The sequence below is a fragment of the Streptomyces sp. SLBN-118 genome (assembly GCF_006715635.1).
Classification (GTDB): domain Bacteria; phylum Actinomycetota; class Actinomycetes; order Streptomycetales; family Streptomycetaceae; genus Streptomyces.
Window position 1 is genome coordinate 3,700,409 of the sequence record NZ_VFNP01000002.1, and the last position, 19,312, is coordinate 3,719,720.

Below are 19,312 nucleotides of genomic sequence, written 5' to 3' on the forward strand. Positions count from 1 at the left end.
CCACCTATGGTCACACGTCCAGTGTGACCGACCGGACTGACAGTCCTCGTTGTCTACTTCCTGCCGGGACCCTCGTCCGGCCGGGTGCGCGGTCCGCTGTCGGGACCGCTGTGCGGCGCGGGCTTCGACGGGGTGTGAGGGCCGTGTCCCGGGCGTTTGCCGCTGCCGCCTGCGGCGAGTTCGAATTCCGCGCGCGGGTGCTCCAGCGAGCCGAGGGAGACGATCTCGCGCTTGAAGAGCCCGGCCAGGGTCCACTCGGCGAGCACACGGGCCTTGCGGTTGAAGGTGGGCACACGGCTGAGGTGGTACATGCGGTGCATCAGCCAGGCCGGATAGCCCTTGAGCTTGCGACCGTAGATGTGCGCGACGCCCTCGTGGAAGCCGAGCGAGGCTACGGATCCGACGTACTTGTGGGCGTACTCCTTGAGGGGTTCGCCGCGCAGCGACGCCACGATGTTCTCGGCGAGGACCTTGGTCTGGCGCACGGCGTGCTGGGCGTTGGGCGCGCATTCTTTGCCCGGTTCTCCCCCAGAGCCTTCGGCCTGGGAGGTACCCCCAGCGGTGATGTCGGGGACGGAGGCGGCGTCACCGGCCGCCCAGGCGTGTTCGACGCCGACGACGGTGAGCCGGGCGGTGCACTTGAGGCGTCCTCGTTCGTTGAGGGGCAGATCCGTGGCGGCCAGGAGTGGCGCGGGCTTGACGCCCGCGGTCCACACGACGGTGCGGGTGGGGAAGCGGCTGCCGTCGCTGAGGACGGCGATGCGGTCCTCGCAGGAGTCCAGACGCGTTTCGAGGCGTACGTCGATATTGCGCGCACGCAGCTCGCGGACGGCGTACTTGCCCATCTCCTCGCCGACCTCGGGAAGGATGCGGTTGCTGGCCTCGACGAGGATCCACTTCAGGTCGTCGGCCTTGACGTTGTGGTAGTACCGCGCGGTGTAGCGGGCCATGTCCTCCAGCTCGCCGAGCGCCTCGACGCCCGCGAAGCCGCCGCCGACGAAGACGAAGGTGAGTGCGGCGTCGCGGATCGCGGGATCCCGGGTCGAGGAGGCGATGTCCATCTGCTCGATGACGTGGTTGCGCAGCCCGATCGCCTCTTCGACGGTCTTGAAGCCGATGCCGTGGTCGGCGAGACCGGGGATGGGCAGGGCACGGGAGATCGATCCGGGCGCGATGACGAGTTCGTCGTACGTGATCTCCACGGCGCCGGTGCGCTCTTCGGCGGTCGCGAGGGTGGTGACGGTCGCCGTGCGTTTGGCGTGGTCGACGGCCTTGGCCTCACCGATGACGATCTTGCACAGGTCGAGCACGCGCCGCAGGGGGACGACGACATGCCGGGGGGAGATGGAGCCGGCCGCCGCTTCCGGGAGGAACGGCTGGTACGTCATGTACGGATCGGGCGTGATCACGGTGATCTCCACCTCGCCCCGCACGAGCTCCTGTTTCAGCATCCGCTGGAGCCGCAGTGCCGTGTACATCCCGACGTAGCCACCGCCGATGACGAGAATGCGCGTGCCCGGTGCGGGGCTGGGGGTCGTCCCCCGGGAGTTAGAGGCCTTCACCATCCCATGACGCAACGGCCTCGAGCGTTTGTCCACAGCCCCGGCAAATTGTGTGACTGGAGGCTTCGCGCCGCCCTGTGTGGGAGCTGTGCCGCGAGGCGGCGAAGGTGCGCAGGTCAGGGCATATGAGGGGGGTGGCGCGAGGGGGCGTAATAGGGAACCTTCCGGTCCTTGCTCCGATCGGGGGGCGCTCCGTGCGGAACTACCCCCTTCTGAATTGACCCTGGCTCAACTATGTTCGTACCTCGTCGGGGTGCCCGGACTAGGCACGGCCGGCAGACAGGGCGGGGAGGTCTCCGGGGGGAGACATCATGACCGGGGGAACATGTATGACCATTCAGGATTCGCATTGGCAGGCTGCTGTCGCGCCGGGTTCGGCGGCTGACGGGAACGGACGGGCGGGATCGGGCGGCGCGGGCCGCTCCGCACCGCTGCGTGTGGACGCGCAGCGCAATCTCGAGCATGTACTGCGTGCCGCGCGCGAGGTGTTCGGCGAGCTGGGATACGGCGCGCCGATGGAGGATGTGGCGCGTCGCGCCAGGGTCGGCGTCGGGACGGTGTACCGCCGCTTCCCGAGCAAGGACGTCCTGGTGCGCCGGATCGCCGAGGAGGAGACCTCCCGGCTGACCGAGCAGGCGCGCACGGCCCTGGGGCAGGAAGAGGAGCCCTGGTCGGCACTCTCCCGCTTCCTGCGTACGTCGGTGGCGTCGGGCGCGGGACGCCTGCTGCCGCCGCAGGTACTGCGGGTGGGCGTGGAGTCCGAGGAGCCGGCGGTTGTCGTACGGGACGAGGCACGGGTGCCGCAGCAGCGGATCGGCACACAGCCCGAGCTGCGGGTGGTCGGGCCGCGTCCGGTGCCGGTGGAGGAACAGGACGACACGGGCGCGGCGGAACTGCTCGAGGTCGTGGGGCAACTGGTCGACCGGGCGCGCGGAGCGGGCGAGCTGCGCGGCGATGTGACCGTCGCCGACGTGCTGCTCGTGATAGCCACGGCCGCGCCCTCGCTGCCGGATGCGGCACAGCAGGCGGCGGCTTCGGCCCGTCTCCTGGACATCCTGCTGGAGGGTCTGCGGCCCCGCTCCGCCTGAGCGCGCTCCTGCCTGAGCCGCGGCACCAACTGACCTCCGGAAAGATCCGATTCAGTCTTCCCGAACGAGTGACTCATGGGGCTCGGTTTCGGGAAGACTCCCCGGATGGGTGGTTGCCGTGCATAGGGGCTCGATGAGCGGCCGCGCTGTGGCACTCTGGCCCGGTATTCGGGACTGCTGGTGCTTACGGGGGCTTCCGCGATGAGCGGTGAGGGTCGGGACGGGTCACTCGGCGGCAAGTGCGGCGAGGCAGCCGGGCTGCCCTCGGGACAGGTGCCGAACCAGGGTGGACCCGGCGGGTCGTCGGGCGTGCCCGGTTCCATCGGTCCGTCCGGGATCGGTGCCAGTGGTTCTGGCGGCTCCGGTTCGAGTGGTGGGGACGAGCATGCCGTGCCGCCACAGCGCGAGGCCTCAGGTCAAGAAGCCCTCCCGGCGCAGAGCGAACAGCCCACGTCCGACGCCACGTTGATCCGGCGCATGCGCAACGGCGACGACAGCGCCTACGAGGAGCTGTTCCGTCGCCACTCGGACTCCGTCCGCCGCTACGCGCGCACCTGCTGCCGGGACGCGCACACTGCCGAGGACCTGACCGCCGAGGTGTTCGCACGGACGCTGCAGGCGGTGCGGGGAGGCTCGGGGCCCGAGCAGGCCGTACGGGCGTATCTGCTCACAACGGTGCGTCGGGTCGCAGCCGCCTGGGCGAAAACGGCAAAGCGGGAGCAACTGGTAGATGACTTCGCGGTGTTCGCCGCGGAGGCTGCCCGCAGCACGGACGCCGCGAACGACCGCACTCTCGATCTGGGCGCCGACGTCCGGGCGATGCACGAGGCGGAGCAGTCGCTGGCGATGCGGGCCTTCCGCTCCCTGCCCGAGCGCTGGCAGGCCGTGCTCTGGCACACCACCGTCGAGGAGGAGTCGCCGAGCGAGGTCGCGCCGCTGTTCGGGCTGACCGCCAACGCCACCGCGGTCCTGGCAAGCCGGGCACGCGAGGGCCTCAAACAGGCCTACCTGCAAGCCCATGTGAGTGCCGCGCTCACCTCCGGCGGCGACTGCGCCCGGTACGCCGACCGGCTGGGCGCGTACGCCCGCGGTGGCCTGCGGATGCGGGCCGAACGCGGTCTGCGCAAGCACTTGGAGGAATGCGCCAAGTGCCGTCTCGCAGCAGGTGAGCTGGCGCATGTCAACGCCGGGATTCCGGCGCTGCTGCCGGTCGCGGTCATCGGCTGGTTCGCCGCCGGGTACTCCCTCAAAGCAGTCGGGATCGTGGCGGGCGGAGCCGCCGGTGCGGCGGGCGCGGCCGCCGCGGCCGCAGGCAGCACGTCGGGTGCTTCCGGGGGCGCCGCCGGTGGCGGCGCGGTGACGGAGGCTCTGGGTGTCCCGGCGAAGGCCGCCATCGCGGCGGCGCTGGCGGTCGCCGCGGCCACGGGACTGGTGTTGGCGATTTCGGGCGACGACCCCGAGTCCGCGCCGAAGCCCGAGGCCGAGCCTGCCGTCTCGGCGCCGGTCGTACCGCAGAAACCCACACCGTCGCCGAAGCCCGAACCTGAGGCGCCGCCCGCGGCGCAGCCGACCCCGCCGCCGGACGAGTCCGCACCGAAGCCCACCCCGCCGCAGGCATCCAGGACGACGCCGCTGGCCCCACCGCCCAAGCCGGTGCCGCCCTTCCCGCCGGCCCCGCCCGAACCCGCTCCGACAAACCCGAAGCCGACCCCGCCGACCCCGCCGCCGGCGCCCGCCCCCGCCCCCGCCCCCGCCCCCGCCCCCGCCCCCGCCCCGAAGATCTACCAGCTCAACCGGCTCGAGTACGGCGTGTTCGGCGACCACACGGGACCCGAGGTGCGCCTCGGCGCGAGCAGCTGGCTCTGGCAGCGCTCGGGCATGTCGATCGACGGCACGCGGTACGCACACGGGGTGACCGTGCACTCCACGTCGTCCGTGAGGGTCGACCTCAACCGCCGGTGCGCCGCCTTCGACGCGTCCGTCGGCGTCGACGATCTGACGCTGGGCCTGGGCGCGGTGCGCTTCTCCGTGTACGGCGACGGGGGGCGGCTGTGGCGCTCGCCGGTGATCCGCGGCGGAGAGCCCGCTGTGCCGGTGCATGTGTCGCTCACCGGGCTGAAGACGATCCGGCTGGTCGTGGAGCCGCATATGGGCCTCGGATCGGTGGCGCTCGGCGACTGGGCCGCGTCGCAGATCAGCTGCGCCTGACGAACTCCCGACCCGGCGCTTTGCCCCGGACCTCGGGTGGTGGGGTCGCCCTCCCCCCTACGGCCTGGCGGCTGCGGGAGGTACGCCCAACTGGGGGTTTGCGTCCCCAGCACCCAATCCCCAGAGACGCGGGGTACATGGGGCTGACGCCCCCGAACCCGAGGCGCCGGCTTCGCCCCGCAGACGCCTTGTTCCCCCAGGAAGGACATCGGGGCTGGCGCCCTCGCCCCCTGCGCCCCGCGGCGCGGGGGGACCGACGAGCGTCACCCCGCAAGGGGGACGCGGAGCGGGTGGAGTCGGGACGTAGAGCGTGATTTGTGGCGCGGGGACGCCAGCGCCCTGCGGCAGACCAGAGGCGCGCCGTAATCATGCAGTCCCGGCTCCACCCGGGAGCGGGACCCCAAACGCCCGACGCGGCACCGGGCAACCCCGCGACCGCACCCCGCACCCCGAACCCGCCACCCCCGCGGCACCGGCCACCCCCGCAGCCCGAACCCGCCACCCCCGCGGCACCGGCCACCCCCGCCCCCGCTACGCCTGCAGCGTCCGCCTCGGTGGGACTCCCCCCGCCACCGCCCTCTGCCTCGGCGCCGCCGTGCCCGTCCAGCACGTGCCCCGCCGCGAGAGCAGCCTCCGTAGCCACAGCTCCGTAGAGATCAGGTCCGCCAGGCCGTCCAGCGGGACCGGTTCGCCCTCCGAGGCCGCCCGGAGCGCCTTGCGGATCACCCGGGCCTCCACCAGGCCCGCGTCCGCCAGCAGCGGTGCGTCGAACAGGGCGATCAGGTGCGGGAGCGAGGCCCGCAGACCGGTGCGGGCCGCCGTCGTCGAGGTCGTGTGGGTCGTCGCACCCCAGCCCGGGGGCAGGTCGTGGATGCCCGCGCCCGCCAGGACCCGGCGGAGGATTTCCGCGCGGGCCCCCGGCCGGACCCGCAGGGATTCGGGCAGGTCGCGACAGGCCCGTACGACCTGGTTGTCCAGAAAGGGGGCGTGCAGGCGCTGGCTGCGGATTTCCGCGGCCTGTTCGAGGATTCGCTGGTCCGACGCATGGCGGGTGAGCGCCGCCCGCGCACGGGCCTCGCCGGGCCGTTGCACGGACACAGGCCGTGTCGCCGCCTCCGTCAGGCGAACCGATACTTCAGCGAGCGCCTCACCGGTGAGCCAGCGCGCCGCGGGACCCGGCCGGGACCAGGTCAGGGCGGCGAGCGAGGCGCCCAGGGGGCCGGGGTGGGCACGGCCGGAGGGGCGGTTCGCCGCCAGCAGGTGGTCCGCCGCCAGCTCCAGGCCCGTGCGGTAGGGCGTACGGGCCAGCCGCCGTGCCGCCCGGTACACCGTCAACGGGGTGAACAGGGCCTGGGGCGAGGGCCCTTCGGCCCGCGTCAGCGCCGCGACCGGCCGCATCAGATGGCGACGGCGCCGGTCGAGCAGCAGATCCGCGAGGCGCGCCGGATGCGCGTCCAGTACCTGCCGCGCCCCCGCGCCGGTGAAGTGGTCCGCGCTGCCCGCCGCCAGCCGGTTGCGGTGACGTTCCGCGACGACAAGGGACGGCGCGGGCTCGTCGGTCAGCGGCCCGTCGAGGTCCGCGTACGGCAGGGACTCCTCGCCCGCAGCGACCACCACATGGTGCAGCCGGGGATTCGCGGCGATCGCCCGCGCCCGCTCCAACTCGGCCGCGTGGTCCACCTCGCGACCGCCCGTCGCCAGGTCGTTGAAGGTGACCGCGAGCAGCCGTTCCCCCGCGCCCGTGCCATGGCCGAGCACCGTCCCCGGGACCCCCGGCAGCCCCGCCGCCAGCAGCGCGAGCGTGCCGGACGCACTCCCGCCGGAGAGGTCGGCGCCGATGCCGGGTGCCGGGCCCCCGCGGGCGGCGCGCCGGGCCGCCGGGCCCATCCCGGGGACGGGCCCGGGGTCCGGCGGCAGGGTCTCGGGCGCGTGCCGGGGAGCGGTGAGCCTGGCCCGTACGGCGTCGACCAGCGCGTCCCGCACCCCCTCGACCGCGCGTTCCGCCTCGATCTGCGGTCCGGCGACGGCCAGCGAGGCCACCGGCTCGTATCCGGTGATCTCGCGCGAGCCCTCGCGCAGGATCAGCGCGTGCCCTGCGGGGATGCGCTTCACACCGACGTACGGAGTCGAGTCGCGCAGCGCCTCCGGCGTCTCCGGGCAGGCCAGCAGTGCCGCCAAGTGCCCGATGTCCAGCTGCGCTTCGATGAGGTCGGCGAGCGGCAGGGCGGCGGTCGCGTACGCGGTGCCGTTGGCCCATGGCGTGTAGAAGACAGGTCTCGCCCCGGCGAGATCGCCGACGATCGTGATCCGGCGGCCGACCTGTACGACGGCCGTATAGCTGCCCGCCCACGCGGTCAGATGCCGCAACGCGCCGCCACGCGCGGCGAACAGACCGACCTTCAGCTCCTCGTCACTGGCCGCACAGCAGCCCAGGACGGCCAGTTTGGTGATGGGGGTTCCCCCGGCGGAGCGAGGGGAAGCGTCGACGGTGACGACACGCACCTCGTCGGGGCGCCAGTCGCCGACCGCCCAGAGCGGATCCGGATCTCCCCACAGGAGTTGGGAGCCGACCGGGTGGACGTTGCGGCCCTCGTCGGACGCCCCGACGACGCCGGCCGTGCCGAAGTTTGCGGCGATACTGCTCCAGCCCACCAACCACCGCATTGCGCCTCCACAGGCCGTGGACGAACTCAGACCCGGGACCGTAGCCGCTCGGGAGCACCTCAGGAGCATGCAGCCGCACGGGTACATGCCGCCGTTCGGGAACATGCTGCCACGAAGGAGGCGCACAAGAGGGCCCTCGGGGTCGCGCACGCAAAAAGGGAACGCGCCCCTGGCATTGGCGATTTGACGACGGTCCGGGACGCGGCGGAACGAGCAGCCAATGCCCATGCAGTGACAAAAGGAACATCAGGGACGGTCGGCATTCAGCCAATCTGCGGGGCGTACATCCCCCCGTAGAACACAGTCCGGGAGGCGTCATTCGCCTCCCGGACCGGCCCGCCACCCGCGGGGATTGAAGGCAGCGGATTCCCCCAGCCCACTGGTTCCAGTACGCAGTGGGCCGACCCACGCAGGACTCATGGAAGCGCTCCCCCACCAGCGGGACCAGAGCGCACGGACGGGCGCACGGCCACACACCCGGAGCACACCCAGGAGCACGCCACGGCCCCGCCCTTCACGGACGGTCTGCTCCAACGCACAACAATCTCGCCATACGGAACATGGCCTCTTAACGGTCGGGATGCGGCGAACTACGCTGTGTTTACTGTTGTTCTCCTCAGGGGCGCATATTCCCAGGGGCTCGGCCAGACGCTTTTGCAGCCGGGACCAAGGACCTGTTCACCGGGGAGAACGCAGCACGAATGCCGTGCGCCAACAGCGACGCGGCGGCCGTCTGTGTGTCGAGGGGTGGCGCATGTCCAGGGAGCAACGCGGGCCGAACGAAAAGCTCGGCACCGTTCTCGCCCTCGCGGGAATCAGCAACGCCGGGCTCGCCCGGCGGGTCAACGACCTCGGAGCGCAGCGCGGGCTGACCCTTCGCTACGACAAGACGTCCGTGGCGAGATGGGTGTCGAAGGGCATGGTGCCGCAGGGCGCCGCGCCCCATCTCATCGCCGCGGCGATCGGCGCCAAACTCGGCCGTCCGGTGCCGCTGCACGAGATCGGTCTCGCCGACGCCGACCCGGCCCCCGAAGTCGGGCTCGCCTTCCCGCGCGATGTGGGCGAGGCGGTGAAATCGGCCACCGAGCTCTACCGCCTCGATCTTGCGGGCCGACGGGGAGGCAGCGGTGGCATCTGGCAGTCCCTGGCCGGTTCCTTCGCAGTGAGCGCTTACGCCACGCCCGCCTCCCGCTGGCTGATAACCCCCGCCGACTCCTCGGTCGAACGATCGCTGGACGCTGCGGAGGACACTCCCGCCCGCGTGGGCCACAGCGACGTCACGAAGCTGCGGGAGGCGGCGGAGGACGCGCGGCGCTGGGACTCCAAGTACGGGGGCGGGGACTGGCGTTCATCCATGGTGCCGGAGTGTCTGAGGGTGGATGCGGCTCCGCTGCTGCTCGGGTCGTATTCGGACGAAGTGGGCCGCGCGCTGTTCGGCGCGACCGCGGAGCTGACCCGGCTGGCCGGGTGGATGGCCTTCGACACCGGACAGCAGGAGGCGGCGCAGCGGTACTACATCCAGGCGCTGCGGCTGGCCCGGGCGGCGGCGGACGTGCCGCTTGGCGGGTACGTACTGGCTTCGATGTCGCTGCAGGCGACCTACCGGGGATTCGCGGACGAGGGAGTCGACCTCGCCCAGGCGGCCCTCGAGCGCAACCGCGGTCTGGCCACGGCCCGCACGATGAGCTTCTTCCGGCTGGTGGAGGCGCGGGCGCATGCCAAGGCGACCGACGCGCCGGCGGCGGGGGCGGCGCTGAAGGCGGCGGAGGGCTGGCTGGAGCGCTCGCGGGAGGGAGACGCCGACCCGTCGTGGCTGGGCTTCTACTCCTACGACCGGTTCGCGGCGGATGCGGCCGAGTGCTACCGGGATCTGAAGGCACCACGGCAGGTACGGCGCTTCACGGAGCAGGCTCTGTCGCGGCCGACGGAGGAATTCGTGCGCTCGCACGGGCTGCGGCTCGTGGTGTCGGCCGTCGCCGAACTGGAGTCGGGGAATCTGGACGCGGCGTGCGCGGCGGGCACGCGCGCGGTGGAGGTCGCGGGGCGGATCTCCTCGGCGCGGACCACGGAATACGTACGTGATCTGCTGCACCGCCTGGAGCCGTACGGTGACGAACCGCGGGTGGTGGAGCTGCGGGAGCGGGCGCGGCCGCTGCTGGTGGCTCCGGCGTAGGGACACATGGCCCCGGCATAGGCGCAGCCGCCCCGGCTCAGCTGGTTTAGCGGCCTTGTCAGTGGGCCAGTGCACTATCGGGGTGGGAGGTGACGCGGTGACGGCGTCCGGGCAGGGCTCTGTGCACGACTTCGACTGTGACGTGCTGGTGATCGGCGGCGGGATCGTCGGCCTGTCGACGGCTCATGCCCTCACGCGCGCGGCTCCCGGCACCAGGGTGATCGTCCTGGAGAAGGAGGCGGGCCCGGCGCGGCACCAGACCGGGCGGAACAGCGGAGTGATCCACAGCGGCATCTACTACCGGCCGGGGTCGCTGAAGGCGCGGTTCGCGGTGCGGGGCGCCGCCGAGATGGTGAAGTTCTGCGCCGAGTACGGCATCGCGCACAAGGTCACCGGGAAGCTGATCGTGGCCACCGGCAAGGACGAGCTGCCGCGGCTGCACGCACTGGTCCAGCGCGGCCGGGAGAACGGCATTCCGGTGCGGGAGCTGGGCCCCTCGCAGATCATGGAGTACGAGCCGGAGGTGCGGGGGCTCGCGGCGATCCATGTCGGGACGACCGGGGTGTGCGACTTCGGGGCGGTGGCTGCGCAGCTGGGAGCCGCGTCCGGCGCGGACGTCCGCTACGGCGAGGAAGTGGCCGCGATCGACCGCCGGAGCTGGGGGGTCGCGGTGCGCACGACGTCGGAGGCGGTGGTCAGGGCGCGGGTGCTGGTGAACTGCGCGGGGCTGCACTGCGACCGTGTGGCGCGGCTGGCGGGCGACGACCCCGGGATGCGGATCGTTCCCTTCCGGGGTGAGTACTACGAGCTGGCGGACGCCTCGCTGGTGCGGGGCCTGGTGTATCCGGTGCCCGATCCTTCCTTCCCCTTCCTCGGAGTCCATCTGACCCGCGGCATCGAGGGCGGCGTTCACGTCGGCCCCAACGCGGTCCCGGCGCTGGCCCGCGAGGGCTACAGCTGGTCGGCGGTCCGCCCGAGGGAACTCGCCGAGACGCTGAGCTGGCCGGGTTCCTGGCAGATAGCGCGCCGGCACTGGCGGTACGGGGCGGGGGAACTGCACCGCTCCCTGTCGAAGCGTGCCTTCACCACGGCGGTACGCCGCCTGCTCCCGGCGGTGACGGAAGGGGACCTGCGGCCGGCCGCGGCGGGGGTACGGGCGCAGGCGGTGCTGCGGGACGGGACGCTGGCGGACGACTTCCTGATCCGCGAGGCGCCGCGGACGGTGCATGTGCTGAACGCACCCTCACCGGCGGCGACGGCGTCGCTCCCGATCGGCCGAGAGGTGGCCCGCCGCGCTCTGACGGCACTGACGGACGGGCCCCTCGCGAAGACCGCCCGCTAGGGCGCCGTGCCCGTGCGGCTCGGGGGCCGCGCAACAAACCACCCGCCCCTGGTGACCCGCGCCACCCCGTGGCACCGGGCACCGGGCGTCCACACCTCCCACCCCCCGACCCGCCGTAGAATCGACCCACTGTGTCTGAGCTTCGTAACCCCGCCCCCGGTCAATCCCCGTCCCCTCCCCCTCTCCGCGACAAGAGCACGCCGCGGTTCCCGGGGGGACCCGTTGCCGATCCCGCCGGGTCGCATCACGAGCGGCGGATCCGGAGTTTCCAGCCGCGGCGGAGTCGGGTGACCGCCGGGCAGGGGGATGCCCTGGAGCGGCTCTGGCCGCGGTGGGGCATGGACATCGACGGGCACCGCGTCCTCGACCTCCAGGAGATGTTCGGCGGGCTGCCCGTCGTCCTGGAGATCGGCTTCGGGATGGGCGAGGCCACGGCGCAGATGGCAGCCGCCGATCCCGGCACCGGGATTCTCGCCGTCGACGTGCACACGCCCGGGCAGGGCAATCTCCTCGGTCTCGCGGAGCGGAACGGACTGTCCAACATCCGGGTCGCAAACGGCGACGCGATCATTCTCTTCCGCGAGATGCTCCCGCCCGGCTCGCTGGACGGGCTGCGCGTCTACTTCCCCGACCCCTGGCCCAAGAAGCGCCACCACAAGCGCCGGCTGATCCAGCCCGAGTTCCTCGGCCTCGCCGCTCCCTGCATGAAGCCCGGCGCGATCCTGCACTGCGCGACCGACTGGGAGCCGTACGCCCAGCAGATGCTCGAAGTGCTCTCGGCGCACCCGGACTTCGAGAACACCCAGGAGCACGGCGGCTTCGCCCCACGCCCCGCCTTCCGGCCGCTCACCCGATTCGAGGGGCAGGGCCTGGACAAGGGTCACAAGGTGCACGACCTGCTGTTCCGTCGCGTGCCGGGATCGGCGTAACCCTCGGTAGTGTGCCGTGCACCATCGCCAGGTGTCAGTGCGCCTCGTTAGGGTCATCGGGTGTCCGAGTCGTATCCGCAGCACCTCTCATCGCATCCGGCGGTCCCGGCCTTCGACGAGCAGCCGCTCTTCGATGGCGTGCCGGAGCGTGCCCGCTGGCGGTACAAACCGCGAAGGGCCTCCCGGCTCTGGCGCAGCAAGGCGGTTCGGGCGGGGGTGGTCATCACCCTGCTCGCCCTCTCCGGCCTCGTCATCCTCGCTCTCGTACGCGAACAGACCGGTACCCATGGCTTCCTGGTCGGACTGGGCCTGGCCACCCTGCCCGTCCCGCTGCTCGCCGCGGCCTTCCGCTGGCTGGACCGGGTCGAGCCCGGCCCCTGGCGGAATCTGCTGTTCGCGTTCGCCTGGGGCGCCTTCGCCGCCGCCCTCGTCGCGATCATCGCGAACTCCTTCGCAACCCGCTGGATAGCGACCGCGACCGCCGACCCGGCGAGCGCGGACACGCTCGGCGCGACCGTCATAGCCCCGGTCGTCGAGGAGAGCGCGAAGGCCGCGGCGATTTTGCTGATCTTCCTCTTCCGCAGACGGGACTTCACCGGCATCGTCGACGGCGTCGTCGTGGCGGGCTTCACCGCGACCGGTTTCGCCTTCACCGAGAACATCCTCTACCTGGGCAACGCCTTCGGTGAGGACCAGGAGATAGGCACCTCGGGCCTGGCGTCGGTGACCGCGGCAACCTTCTTCGTACGGGTCGTGATGTCGCCGTTCGCGCATCCGCTGTTCACGGTGCTCACCGGTATCGGCTTCGGGGCCGCCGCGCTCGCCGCACGGCGCCGACGGTTCCGGCGGATCGCGCTGCCGCTGCTGGGGCTCGCCCTCGCCATGGGCATGCACGCGCTGTGGAACGGCTCGGCGTCCCTTTTCGGCCCGTTCGGTTTCTATGCCGTGTACGGGGCGTTCATGGTCCCGGTCTTCGGGCTGCTGACCTGGCTCACGATCTGGTCCCGGCAGCGCGAACTGCGCACGATATCCACCGAACTGCCCGCCTACGCGGCGGCCGGCTGGCTGACCGCCGACGAGCCGCGCGCTCTCTCGTCGATGCGGGTGCGCACCATGGCCCGCGACATCGCCCGCCGTACGCACGGACCGGCCGGAGCCCACGCCGTCTCGGAGTACGAACGGTTCGCGACGACCCTGGCCTCTCTGCGCCACCGGGCCCACCGCGGGGCGGTGGGCCCGGACTTCTCCGAGCGGGAGCAGGAACTGCTGCACCACCTGTGGCAGCGCAAGGACGTCGCATCTCCTGCGCTGACCTACGCGGCGCGGGCGACGGGCCAGGCATGGACACCGCCGCCCCACCGCGACTACGGCGGCTACAACCCGTACCGCTCCTAGGCCGAACGGGACTCCTAGGCGGACGCCTCCGTCAGCACCGCCAGCTCCTCGGCCGTCAGCTTCAGCTCCGCGACCGCCGTCAGCGCGGGCAGCTGCCCGGCCGTGCGGGCCGAGGCGATCGGCGCGGCGACGGTCGGCTGCTCGGCCAGCCAGGCGAGCGCCACGGTCGCGATCTCGGCGCCGCGCGCCCCCGCGACCCGGTCGAGCGCGGCCAGGACTTTGCGGCCCCGCTCGGTCTCCAGATGCCTGCCCGCGCCCTGGGCCCTGGCGCTCTTCACCGTCGCACCCGGCCGGTACTTGCCGGTGAGGAAGCCGGCGGCGAGCGCGAAGTACGGGACGGCCGCGAGCCCGCCCCGGGCGGCGGTGTCCCGCAGCTCGCCCTCGTACGTGTCGCGGGCGACGAGGTTGTAGTGCGGCTGCAGCACGGCATACCGGGCGAGCCCCTCGCGCTCCGAGAAGTCCAGCGACTCCTGGAGCCGCTCCGCGCTGAGGTTGGAGGCCCCGATCGCGCGGATCTTGCCCTCCTTCACCAGCTGGTCGAGGGCGCTGATGATCTCCTCGACGGGGACACCGGGGTCGTCGAAGTGCGTGTAGTACAGGTCGATGTAGTCGGTGCCGAGCCGCTTCAGCGACTCCTCTGCCGCAGCTTTGATGGTGGCAGGCGAGAGCCCCTTGTACCGGGGATGGGCGCCGACCTTGGTGGCGATGACGACATCGGCACGGTTGCCGCGCTCGGCGATCCACCGGCCTATGACGGTCTCGGACTCGCCGCCCTCGTTGCCCGGTGCCCAGGCGGAGTAGCTGTCGGCGGTGTCGATGAAGTTCCCGCCGGCCGCGGCATAGGCATCGAGCACGGCGAAGGACTGCGCCCGGTCTGCGGTCCAGCCGAAGACGTTGCCGCCGAGGGCGAGCGGGAAGACGGCGAGGCCGGACGAGCCGAGGGTACGGAGAGAGGTCATGGCTTGATCAACGGTCTTACCGGTACGGCCTATTCCGCCGTGTCCACGCACAGCACAGGGCCGGGGCAGACAGACCGGCAGTCCTGGCGTCGGGGGGTGAGCGCCAGGACTGCCGGTGATCAAAAGTCAGGGCGTGAGGCCCTTGCTCTGCAGCCAGGCCATCGGGTCGATCCCGGTTCCGTCGGCCGTGTGGACCTCGAGGTGCAGATGCGGGCCCGTCACATTGCCCGTCGCGCCGACGCGGCCGATCGTCTCGCCCGTCGTCACCCTCTGGCCGGCGCTCACCGACATCGAGGACTGGTGGCAGTACCAGACCTCCGTGCCGTCGTCGAGCTCCAGCACCGTGCGGTAGCCGTATGACCCGGACCAGGCCGCCGACTTGACGGTGCCGCTGTGCACGGCCTTGAGGGGCGTGCCCGTCGGGGCCGCGAAGTCCAGGCCGGTGTGGTAGCCCGAGGACCACATCGAACCGGCCTCACCGAAAGTTGAGGTGAGGGTGTACGAGGAGGTGGGCAGCGCGTAGCTGGCAGCGAGCTTGGCGAGGCGCTCGGCCTCCGCCTTCTCCGCCGCGGCCTTCTCGGCTGCAAGTTTCTCCGCCTCGGCCTTGGCCTCCGCCGCGGTCTGCTGCGCCTTCGCCTCCGCCGCGGCCTTCTCCGCCGCGGCCTTCTCCGCGGCCGCCTTGGCCTCGGCGTCCGCCTCGGACCGCTGCTGATCGGCCTGCTGGAGGATGCGGGCACGCAGCGCGTCACCGGCGGAGCCCTGCGCCTCGAGCCGGGAGCCGGTGCCGCTGTCAGCGGCGAGGGTCGCCGAGGTGAGCGGAGCGGTGTTCCCGGCGTCGGCGTCCGAGGAGTCGTCGGACATGAACGAGCCCACGCCCGGAAGGGACTTGGCGTCGGGCAGGTTGTCCGCGATCGAGTCGGGGAGCGAAATGGAGACCGGCGGCTTGCTCTGCGCGGTGGCCATGCCGCCCGCGCCGACCGCGGCGATCACACCGACACCGAGCACAGTGGAGCTGCGGGCAAGTCCGCCGCGCTGCTTCATGACACGGTGCCGGCCGCGCACCGGACGGACGGAGTCCTCGGTGGGGTTCCATTCCTCCCATGCCCGCTCTGGCCCCTCGTCGCCGAAGAAGTCAGTTTCGAAGGGTGCTGTCGGGGCAGGTTTGTTGGACGCCACGGAGGCGTACTCCTTTCCTTCCTTACCGCCTACCGGGTTAGCTGACGGGTTCGGAGCAGGAAGGTCTCCTACGGGTGCCTCCGCCGCGGAAGTAAGCGGCAAAAGGTGCCCGATTCACCCCAATTGATGGTTCCCCGGTTCCCTCGCGGGATTCGGCGCGTGCGCACGGTGCCGCCTCTTGCGACGACTGGGACGACCGCGCTGCGTTATCGAACGTTAATAGACGACGGGGTCCGATTCCAAGCCGTTCCGGCTGATCATTAACAATGCCTGCCGGGACCAATCGGGACACAAGCGCCCGGAGTCGGGCGAGTTGATCACCCCTCATGCACCACCTGCCACCCCCCGGTACCTGACGGTGCATCACTTGTTAAGCGGAGGGGCGCCTCTCGATTACGTACCGTGCCCATCAGTGATCCTGCCGATCACGGGCACGACCCTGCGGTGCTTCTGCTGCCCTCCAGGGGGCGGCCGACCGCAAGCAGCGCCATGTCGTCCGTCGTAGCGCTGCCCGTATGACGCCGTACGTCATCCACCAGTGCGTCCAGCAGGTCCTCGGGCCCGGCAAACAGCCGCCCCGCCAGCCGCCGGCCGGGGTCGTAGAAGACACCGTTCGCATCGCGCGCCTCGGACAGCCCGTCCGTGTAGAGAAGCAATGTGGCCCCGGGTGGCAGCCCGTGCGTGTCCGCGCGGTCCGGCCAGATCCCGAGGCCCATCCCGAGCGGCAGCGCGGCCTGGGTCGGCTCCAGGATGCCCACGCCGCCGTCCGCGTACAGCAGGAGCGGCTCCGGATGGCCCCGGTTCACGACCCGTACGACCCCGTCGCCGCGCGGGATCTCGGCCAGTACGGCGGTGGTGAACCCCTCGGCCGCGTCCAGGTTGTGCCGCACGCCCTCACGCATCAGCGCCCGCTCCAGGCGCGCGGCGACCCCTTCGAGTGAGCGCTCCTGCTCGGCGGCCTCCCGGAACGCCCCGATGACCACGGCCACCGTCTCGACCGCCTGCATCCCCTTGCCGCGTACGTCCCCGACGACCAGCCGCACCCCGAAGGGCGTGTCCTGTACGGCGAAGAGGTCACCGCCGATGAACGCGTCCTCCTGCGCCGCCTCGTACCGCGCGGCGACACGCAGTTCCCCGATCCGGTCCGCGGGGGATGGCAGCACCGCGCGCTGCACGGCCTCGGCGATCACACGGGCCGACGCAAGGCGCTCGCTGCCGAGCCGTACCACCCGGTTGATCAGCAGCGCGAGGCCCGCGACGGTGATCACCGTCGTGAGCTCGGTGAACGCCGTGATCTGCGAGACGGTCTGGTTGTAGAAGTGCAGCCCGGTCACACCGAGGATCGCCGCGATACCGGCCAGCAGGGTGCCGAACCAGGTGAAGATCGGGGCCGCGATCAGCGGCGCGGCCGCGAAGAGCGGGACCGCGGTGAACCGGGGCGGCGTCGCGAGGTCGAAGATCAGGCCGGCGGCGATCATCAGGGCGGGCAGCAGGCGGACGAATCCGCGGGAGATGTCGGCTCCGCCCTGCTCTCGCTTCCCCACGCGTGCTCTCCTGCCCGGTCCCCACACGGCTGCGGACGGTACCGCGCCCTTCCCAGGCTGGCCGCAGCCGCGCCGGGCGGCGAGTCGCCGTCGGCCAACCGGGCGATGCGCGGAGCGCACACGACAGTGGCCCGGCACTCTGTCGAGTGCCGGGCCACTGTCGTCAGTAGCGGGGACAGGATTTGAACCTGCGACCTCTGGGTTATGAGCCCAGCGAGCTACCGAGCTGCTCCACCCCGCGTCGGTGAACACCACCTTACGCCATCCGGAGCAAGATCAAATCCATTTTGTTCAGAGGCGCCGCAGACGCAGCGCGGAGAGGGCTCCGCCGGCCGCGATCAGGGCGGCAGCGGCAAATGCCGCGTACCAGGTCGCGCTGGAGAATCCGGTGCTGGCGAGGGCGCCGGTGGCGGTGACGGGGGTGTTCCCGCCGGCCACCACCGTGGCCGAGGAGATGGGGTCGCGGGGGGGGGAGCTATGCCGGGGGCAGCAGCCGGGCGGCCCGCATCTGGAGGTAGCGCGTCTCGGGGACGCTGAGTGTGCGCCGGGCAGCCAACTGGTAGGCAGCCCTGGCTCCTTCGGCATCCCCCGCCTTCTCCAGCAGATGCGCCCGTACGGCGTCCAGCCGGTGATGGCCCGCCAACCGGTCCTCCAGCCCGGCGACTTCGGCGAGGCCCGCCCTTGGACCGTGCACCATGGCGACAGCCACGGCACGGCCCAGCTCTGCCATCGGCTCCGGAGCGCGGCGTACGAGCAGGTCGTACAGCGCGAGAATCTGCGGCCAGTCGGTGTCCTGCGCCCGCGCCGCCTCGTCGTGCAGGGCCGCGATCGCCGCCTGCAGCTGGTACGCCCCGGCCGGCCCCTGGGACAGAGCCTCCTCCACCAGCGCGGTCCCCTCGGTGATCGCCTTCGGGTCCCACAGGCTCCGGTCCTGCTCGTCGAGCGGGACGAGCTCGCCGTGCGGTCCGGAGCGCGCAGCACTGCGGGCGTCGGTGAGCAGCATCAGCGCGAGCAGCCCGGTCACCGCCCCGTCCTTGGGTAGCAGTCTGCGCACGTCCCGGGTCAGCCGGATCGCCTCACCGGCGAGGTCGGCGCGGTGCAGATCGCTGCCGGAGGTCGCCGTGTAGCCCTCGTTGAAGATCAGGTACAGCACCTGCAGCACAGCGGCGAGCCGCTGATCGCGGTCCACGGGCCCCGGCTGGCGAAACGGCACGCCCTTGACCTTCTGCTTGGCCCTGCTGATCCGCTGGGCCATCGTCGCCTCGGGCACCAGATGAGCGCGGGCGATCTCGGCCGTCGTCAGACCGCCGACGGCGCGCAGGGTGAGCGCGATCTGGGCGGCCGGGGTGAGTTCGGGGTGGCAGCACAGGAACAGCAGCGTGAGCGTGTCGTCGTCGGAGGGCGCACGGCTCTCCCCGGGCGCGGGCGCGGTGAATGCGTCCCTCGGGGTCAGCGCCGCGACTCTCTCCTCGCGCCTGCGCCGGGCCTCTTCGCCGCGCAGCGCTTCCGTGAGACGGCGGGAGGCGACCTTGATCAGCCACCCGCGTGGATTGTCCGGGAGCCCCGACCCGGGCCACTGCCGCGCGGCCGCGAGCAGCGCCTCCTGTACGGAGTCCTCGGCCAGGTCGAAGTGCCCGTACCGCCGGACCAGCGCACCGAGGACCTGCGGCGCGTGCAGGCGCAGCAGGTCCTCGATGCCGGTCGCAGGTCTCACAGATCGCCTCCCTCGTCCAGGATCTGCCGGATGACCACCGGGTAGGCGGGCGCCCCCACGGGCCCCGGGCAGGTCAGGATCCGCGCGGCGATCTCGGTGACCCGTTCCAGGCTCTCGCAGTCGAGCACCCAGTAGCCGGCGAGCAGCTCCTTGGTCTCGCTGTAGGGCCCGTCGGTGATCACGGGCCGCCCGTCCTCGCCGAGGCTCACGAACCGGGTCTGGGCGGGCTCGGCAAGCCCGTGCCCCTCGACGAACTCCCCGGACTCGGAGAGATCGTTGTTGATCTCGCCCATGAAGGCGAACATCGCCTGCAGTTCCTTCTCGCTCCAGGCCGGGCCGGCGCCGGACGCCTGGCCGCGCATCGCCTCGTAGTCGGCCTGCGAGCCCTGGACCATCACCAGATACTTCATGACGTACTCCCTCGGATGCGTCGCCGCCCCTTGCGGGCAACTCTCACAGGGGACGTCGCAGCCGACGACGGATTCTCGACAGCGCGCGGAGAATTTTTTCGAACCACTCGTCGGGAGCAGGGTCATCGCCGCCATGGAGGGACCGTCG

At 71.8% G+C, this 19,312-nt stretch carries 14 protein-coding genes, 1 tRNA gene and 1 riboswitch; of the genes, 6 read left to right on the forward strand and 9 right to left on the reverse strand.

The genetic code is table 11. The annotated features are described in order from the left end of the window. Positions 1–53: 53 nt before the first annotated feature. Positions 54–1,565 carry an NAD(P)/FAD-dependent oxidoreductase gene (locus tag FBY35_RS35440; protein ID WP_142217972.1) on the reverse strand — a complete coding sequence of 504 codons (1,512 nt, stop codon included), beginning with the start codon at positions 1,563–1,565 and terminating at the stop codon, positions 54–56. A gap of 326 nt (positions 1,566–1,891) precedes the next feature. Here FBY35_RS35440 and FBY35_RS35445 point away from each other — a divergent pair, with 326 nt between their 5' ends. Together FBY35_RS35445 and FBY35_RS35450 are read left to right on the forward strand one after the other, a co-directional pair. Beyond that, the gene (locus tag FBY35_RS35445) at positions 1,892–2,650 is read left to right on the forward strand and encodes a TetR/AcrR family transcriptional regulator (protein WP_142217973.1); all 759 of its coding nucleotides are present in this window, start codon (positions 1,892–1,894) and stop codon (positions 2,648–2,650) included. 201 nt (positions 2,651–2,851) lie between these two features. Beyond that, positions 2,852–4,858 (forward strand): sigma-70 family RNA polymerase sigma factor, encoded by a 2,007-nt coding sequence (locus FBY35_RS35450; RefSeq protein ID WP_142217974.1) that lies wholly within the window; start codon positions 2,852–2,854, stop codon positions 4,856–4,858. Between the two features lie 531 nt (positions 4,859–5,389). On the opposite strand, the gene FBY35_RS35455 is transcribed toward FBY35_RS35450, so the two are convergent. Next, positions 5,390–7,522, reverse strand: a complete 2,133-nt coding sequence (locus FBY35_RS35455; RefSeq protein ID WP_142217975.1) for an asparagine synthase-related protein — start codon at positions 7,520–7,522, stop codon at positions 5,390–5,392. A 754-nt stretch (positions 7,523–8,276) separates the two neighbouring features. Here FBY35_RS35455 and FBY35_RS35460 point away from each other — a divergent pair. The 4 genes from FBY35_RS35460 (at position 8,277) to FBY35_RS35475 (ending at position 13,361) form a co-directional block, all read left to right on the forward strand. Further along, the gene (locus FBY35_RS35460; protein WP_142217976.1) at positions 8,277–9,695 is read left to right on the forward strand and encodes an MFS transporter; all 1,419 of its coding nucleotides are present in this window, start codon (positions 8,277–8,279) and stop codon (positions 9,693–9,695) included. Between the two features lie 97 nt (positions 9,696–9,792). Further along, on the forward strand, positions 9,793–11,037 hold the full coding sequence (lhgO, locus tag FBY35_RS35465; protein WP_142217977.1) for an L-2-hydroxyglutarate oxidase: 1,245 nt from the start codon (positions 9,793–9,795) through the stop codon (positions 11,035–11,037). 131 nt (positions 11,038–11,168) lie between these two features. Further along, positions 11,169–11,966 carry a tRNA (guanosine(46)-N7)-methyltransferase TrmB gene (trmB, locus tag FBY35_RS35470; protein WP_142217978.1) on the forward strand — a complete coding sequence of 266 codons (798 nt, stop codon included), beginning with the start codon at positions 11,169–11,171 and terminating at the stop codon, positions 11,964–11,966. Between the two features lie 60 nt (positions 11,967–12,026). Further along, positions 12,027–13,361: a PrsW family intramembrane metalloprotease gene (locus FBY35_RS35475; protein ID WP_142217979.1), complete on the forward strand. Its 1,335-nt coding sequence runs from the start codon at positions 12,027–12,029 to the stop codon at positions 13,359–13,361. A 14-nt stretch (positions 13,362–13,375) separates the two neighbouring features. Here the strand turns inward: FBY35_RS35475 and FBY35_RS35480 are convergent, their stop codons facing one another. From FBY35_RS35480 to FBY35_RS35505, 7 genes are all read right to left on the reverse strand, one after another. Next, on the reverse strand, positions 13,376–14,320 hold the full coding sequence (locus FBY35_RS35480) for an aldo/keto reductase (RefSeq protein WP_142217980.1): 945 nt from the start codon (positions 14,318–14,320) through the stop codon (positions 13,376–13,378). A 126-nt stretch (positions 14,321–14,446) separates the two neighbouring features. Continuing rightward, on the reverse strand, positions 14,447–15,496 hold the full coding sequence (locus FBY35_RS35485) for a M23 family metallopeptidase (protein WP_142217981.1): 1,050 nt from the start codon (positions 15,494–15,496) through the stop codon (positions 14,447–14,449). A gap of 11 nt (positions 15,497–15,507) precedes the next feature. After that, positions 15,508–15,664: riboswitch (cyclic di-AMP (ydaO/yuaA leader) on the reverse strand. Positions 15,665–15,921: 257 nt separating this feature from the next. Next, positions 15,922–17,040 (reverse strand): PP2C family protein-serine/threonine phosphatase, encoded by a 1,119-nt coding sequence (locus FBY35_RS35490; protein ID WP_142217982.1) that lies wholly within the window; start codon positions 17,038–17,040, stop codon positions 15,922–15,924. Between the two features lie 167 nt (positions 17,041–17,207). Next, positions 17,208–17,281, reverse strand: a tRNA-Met gene (locus FBY35_RS35495). Between the two features lie 50 nt (positions 17,282–17,331). After that, positions 17,332–17,481, reverse strand: a complete 150-nt coding sequence (locus FBY35_RS36320) for a hypothetical protein (protein ID WP_160159371.1) — start codon at positions 17,479–17,481, stop codon at positions 17,332–17,334. A gap of 34 nt (positions 17,482–17,515) precedes the next feature. Continuing rightward, positions 17,516–18,754 (reverse strand): RNA polymerase sigma factor, encoded by a 1,239-nt coding sequence (locus FBY35_RS35500; RefSeq protein ID WP_142217983.1) that lies wholly within the window; start codon positions 18,752–18,754, stop codon positions 17,516–17,518. Continuing rightward, positions 18,751–19,164, reverse strand: a complete 414-nt coding sequence (locus FBY35_RS35505) for a YciI family protein (RefSeq protein ID WP_142217984.1) — start codon at positions 19,162–19,164, stop codon at positions 18,751–18,753. The genes FBY35_RS35500 and FBY35_RS35505 overlap by 4 nt, the downstream gene beginning before the upstream one ends. Positions 19,165–19,312 lie beyond the last annotated feature (148 nt).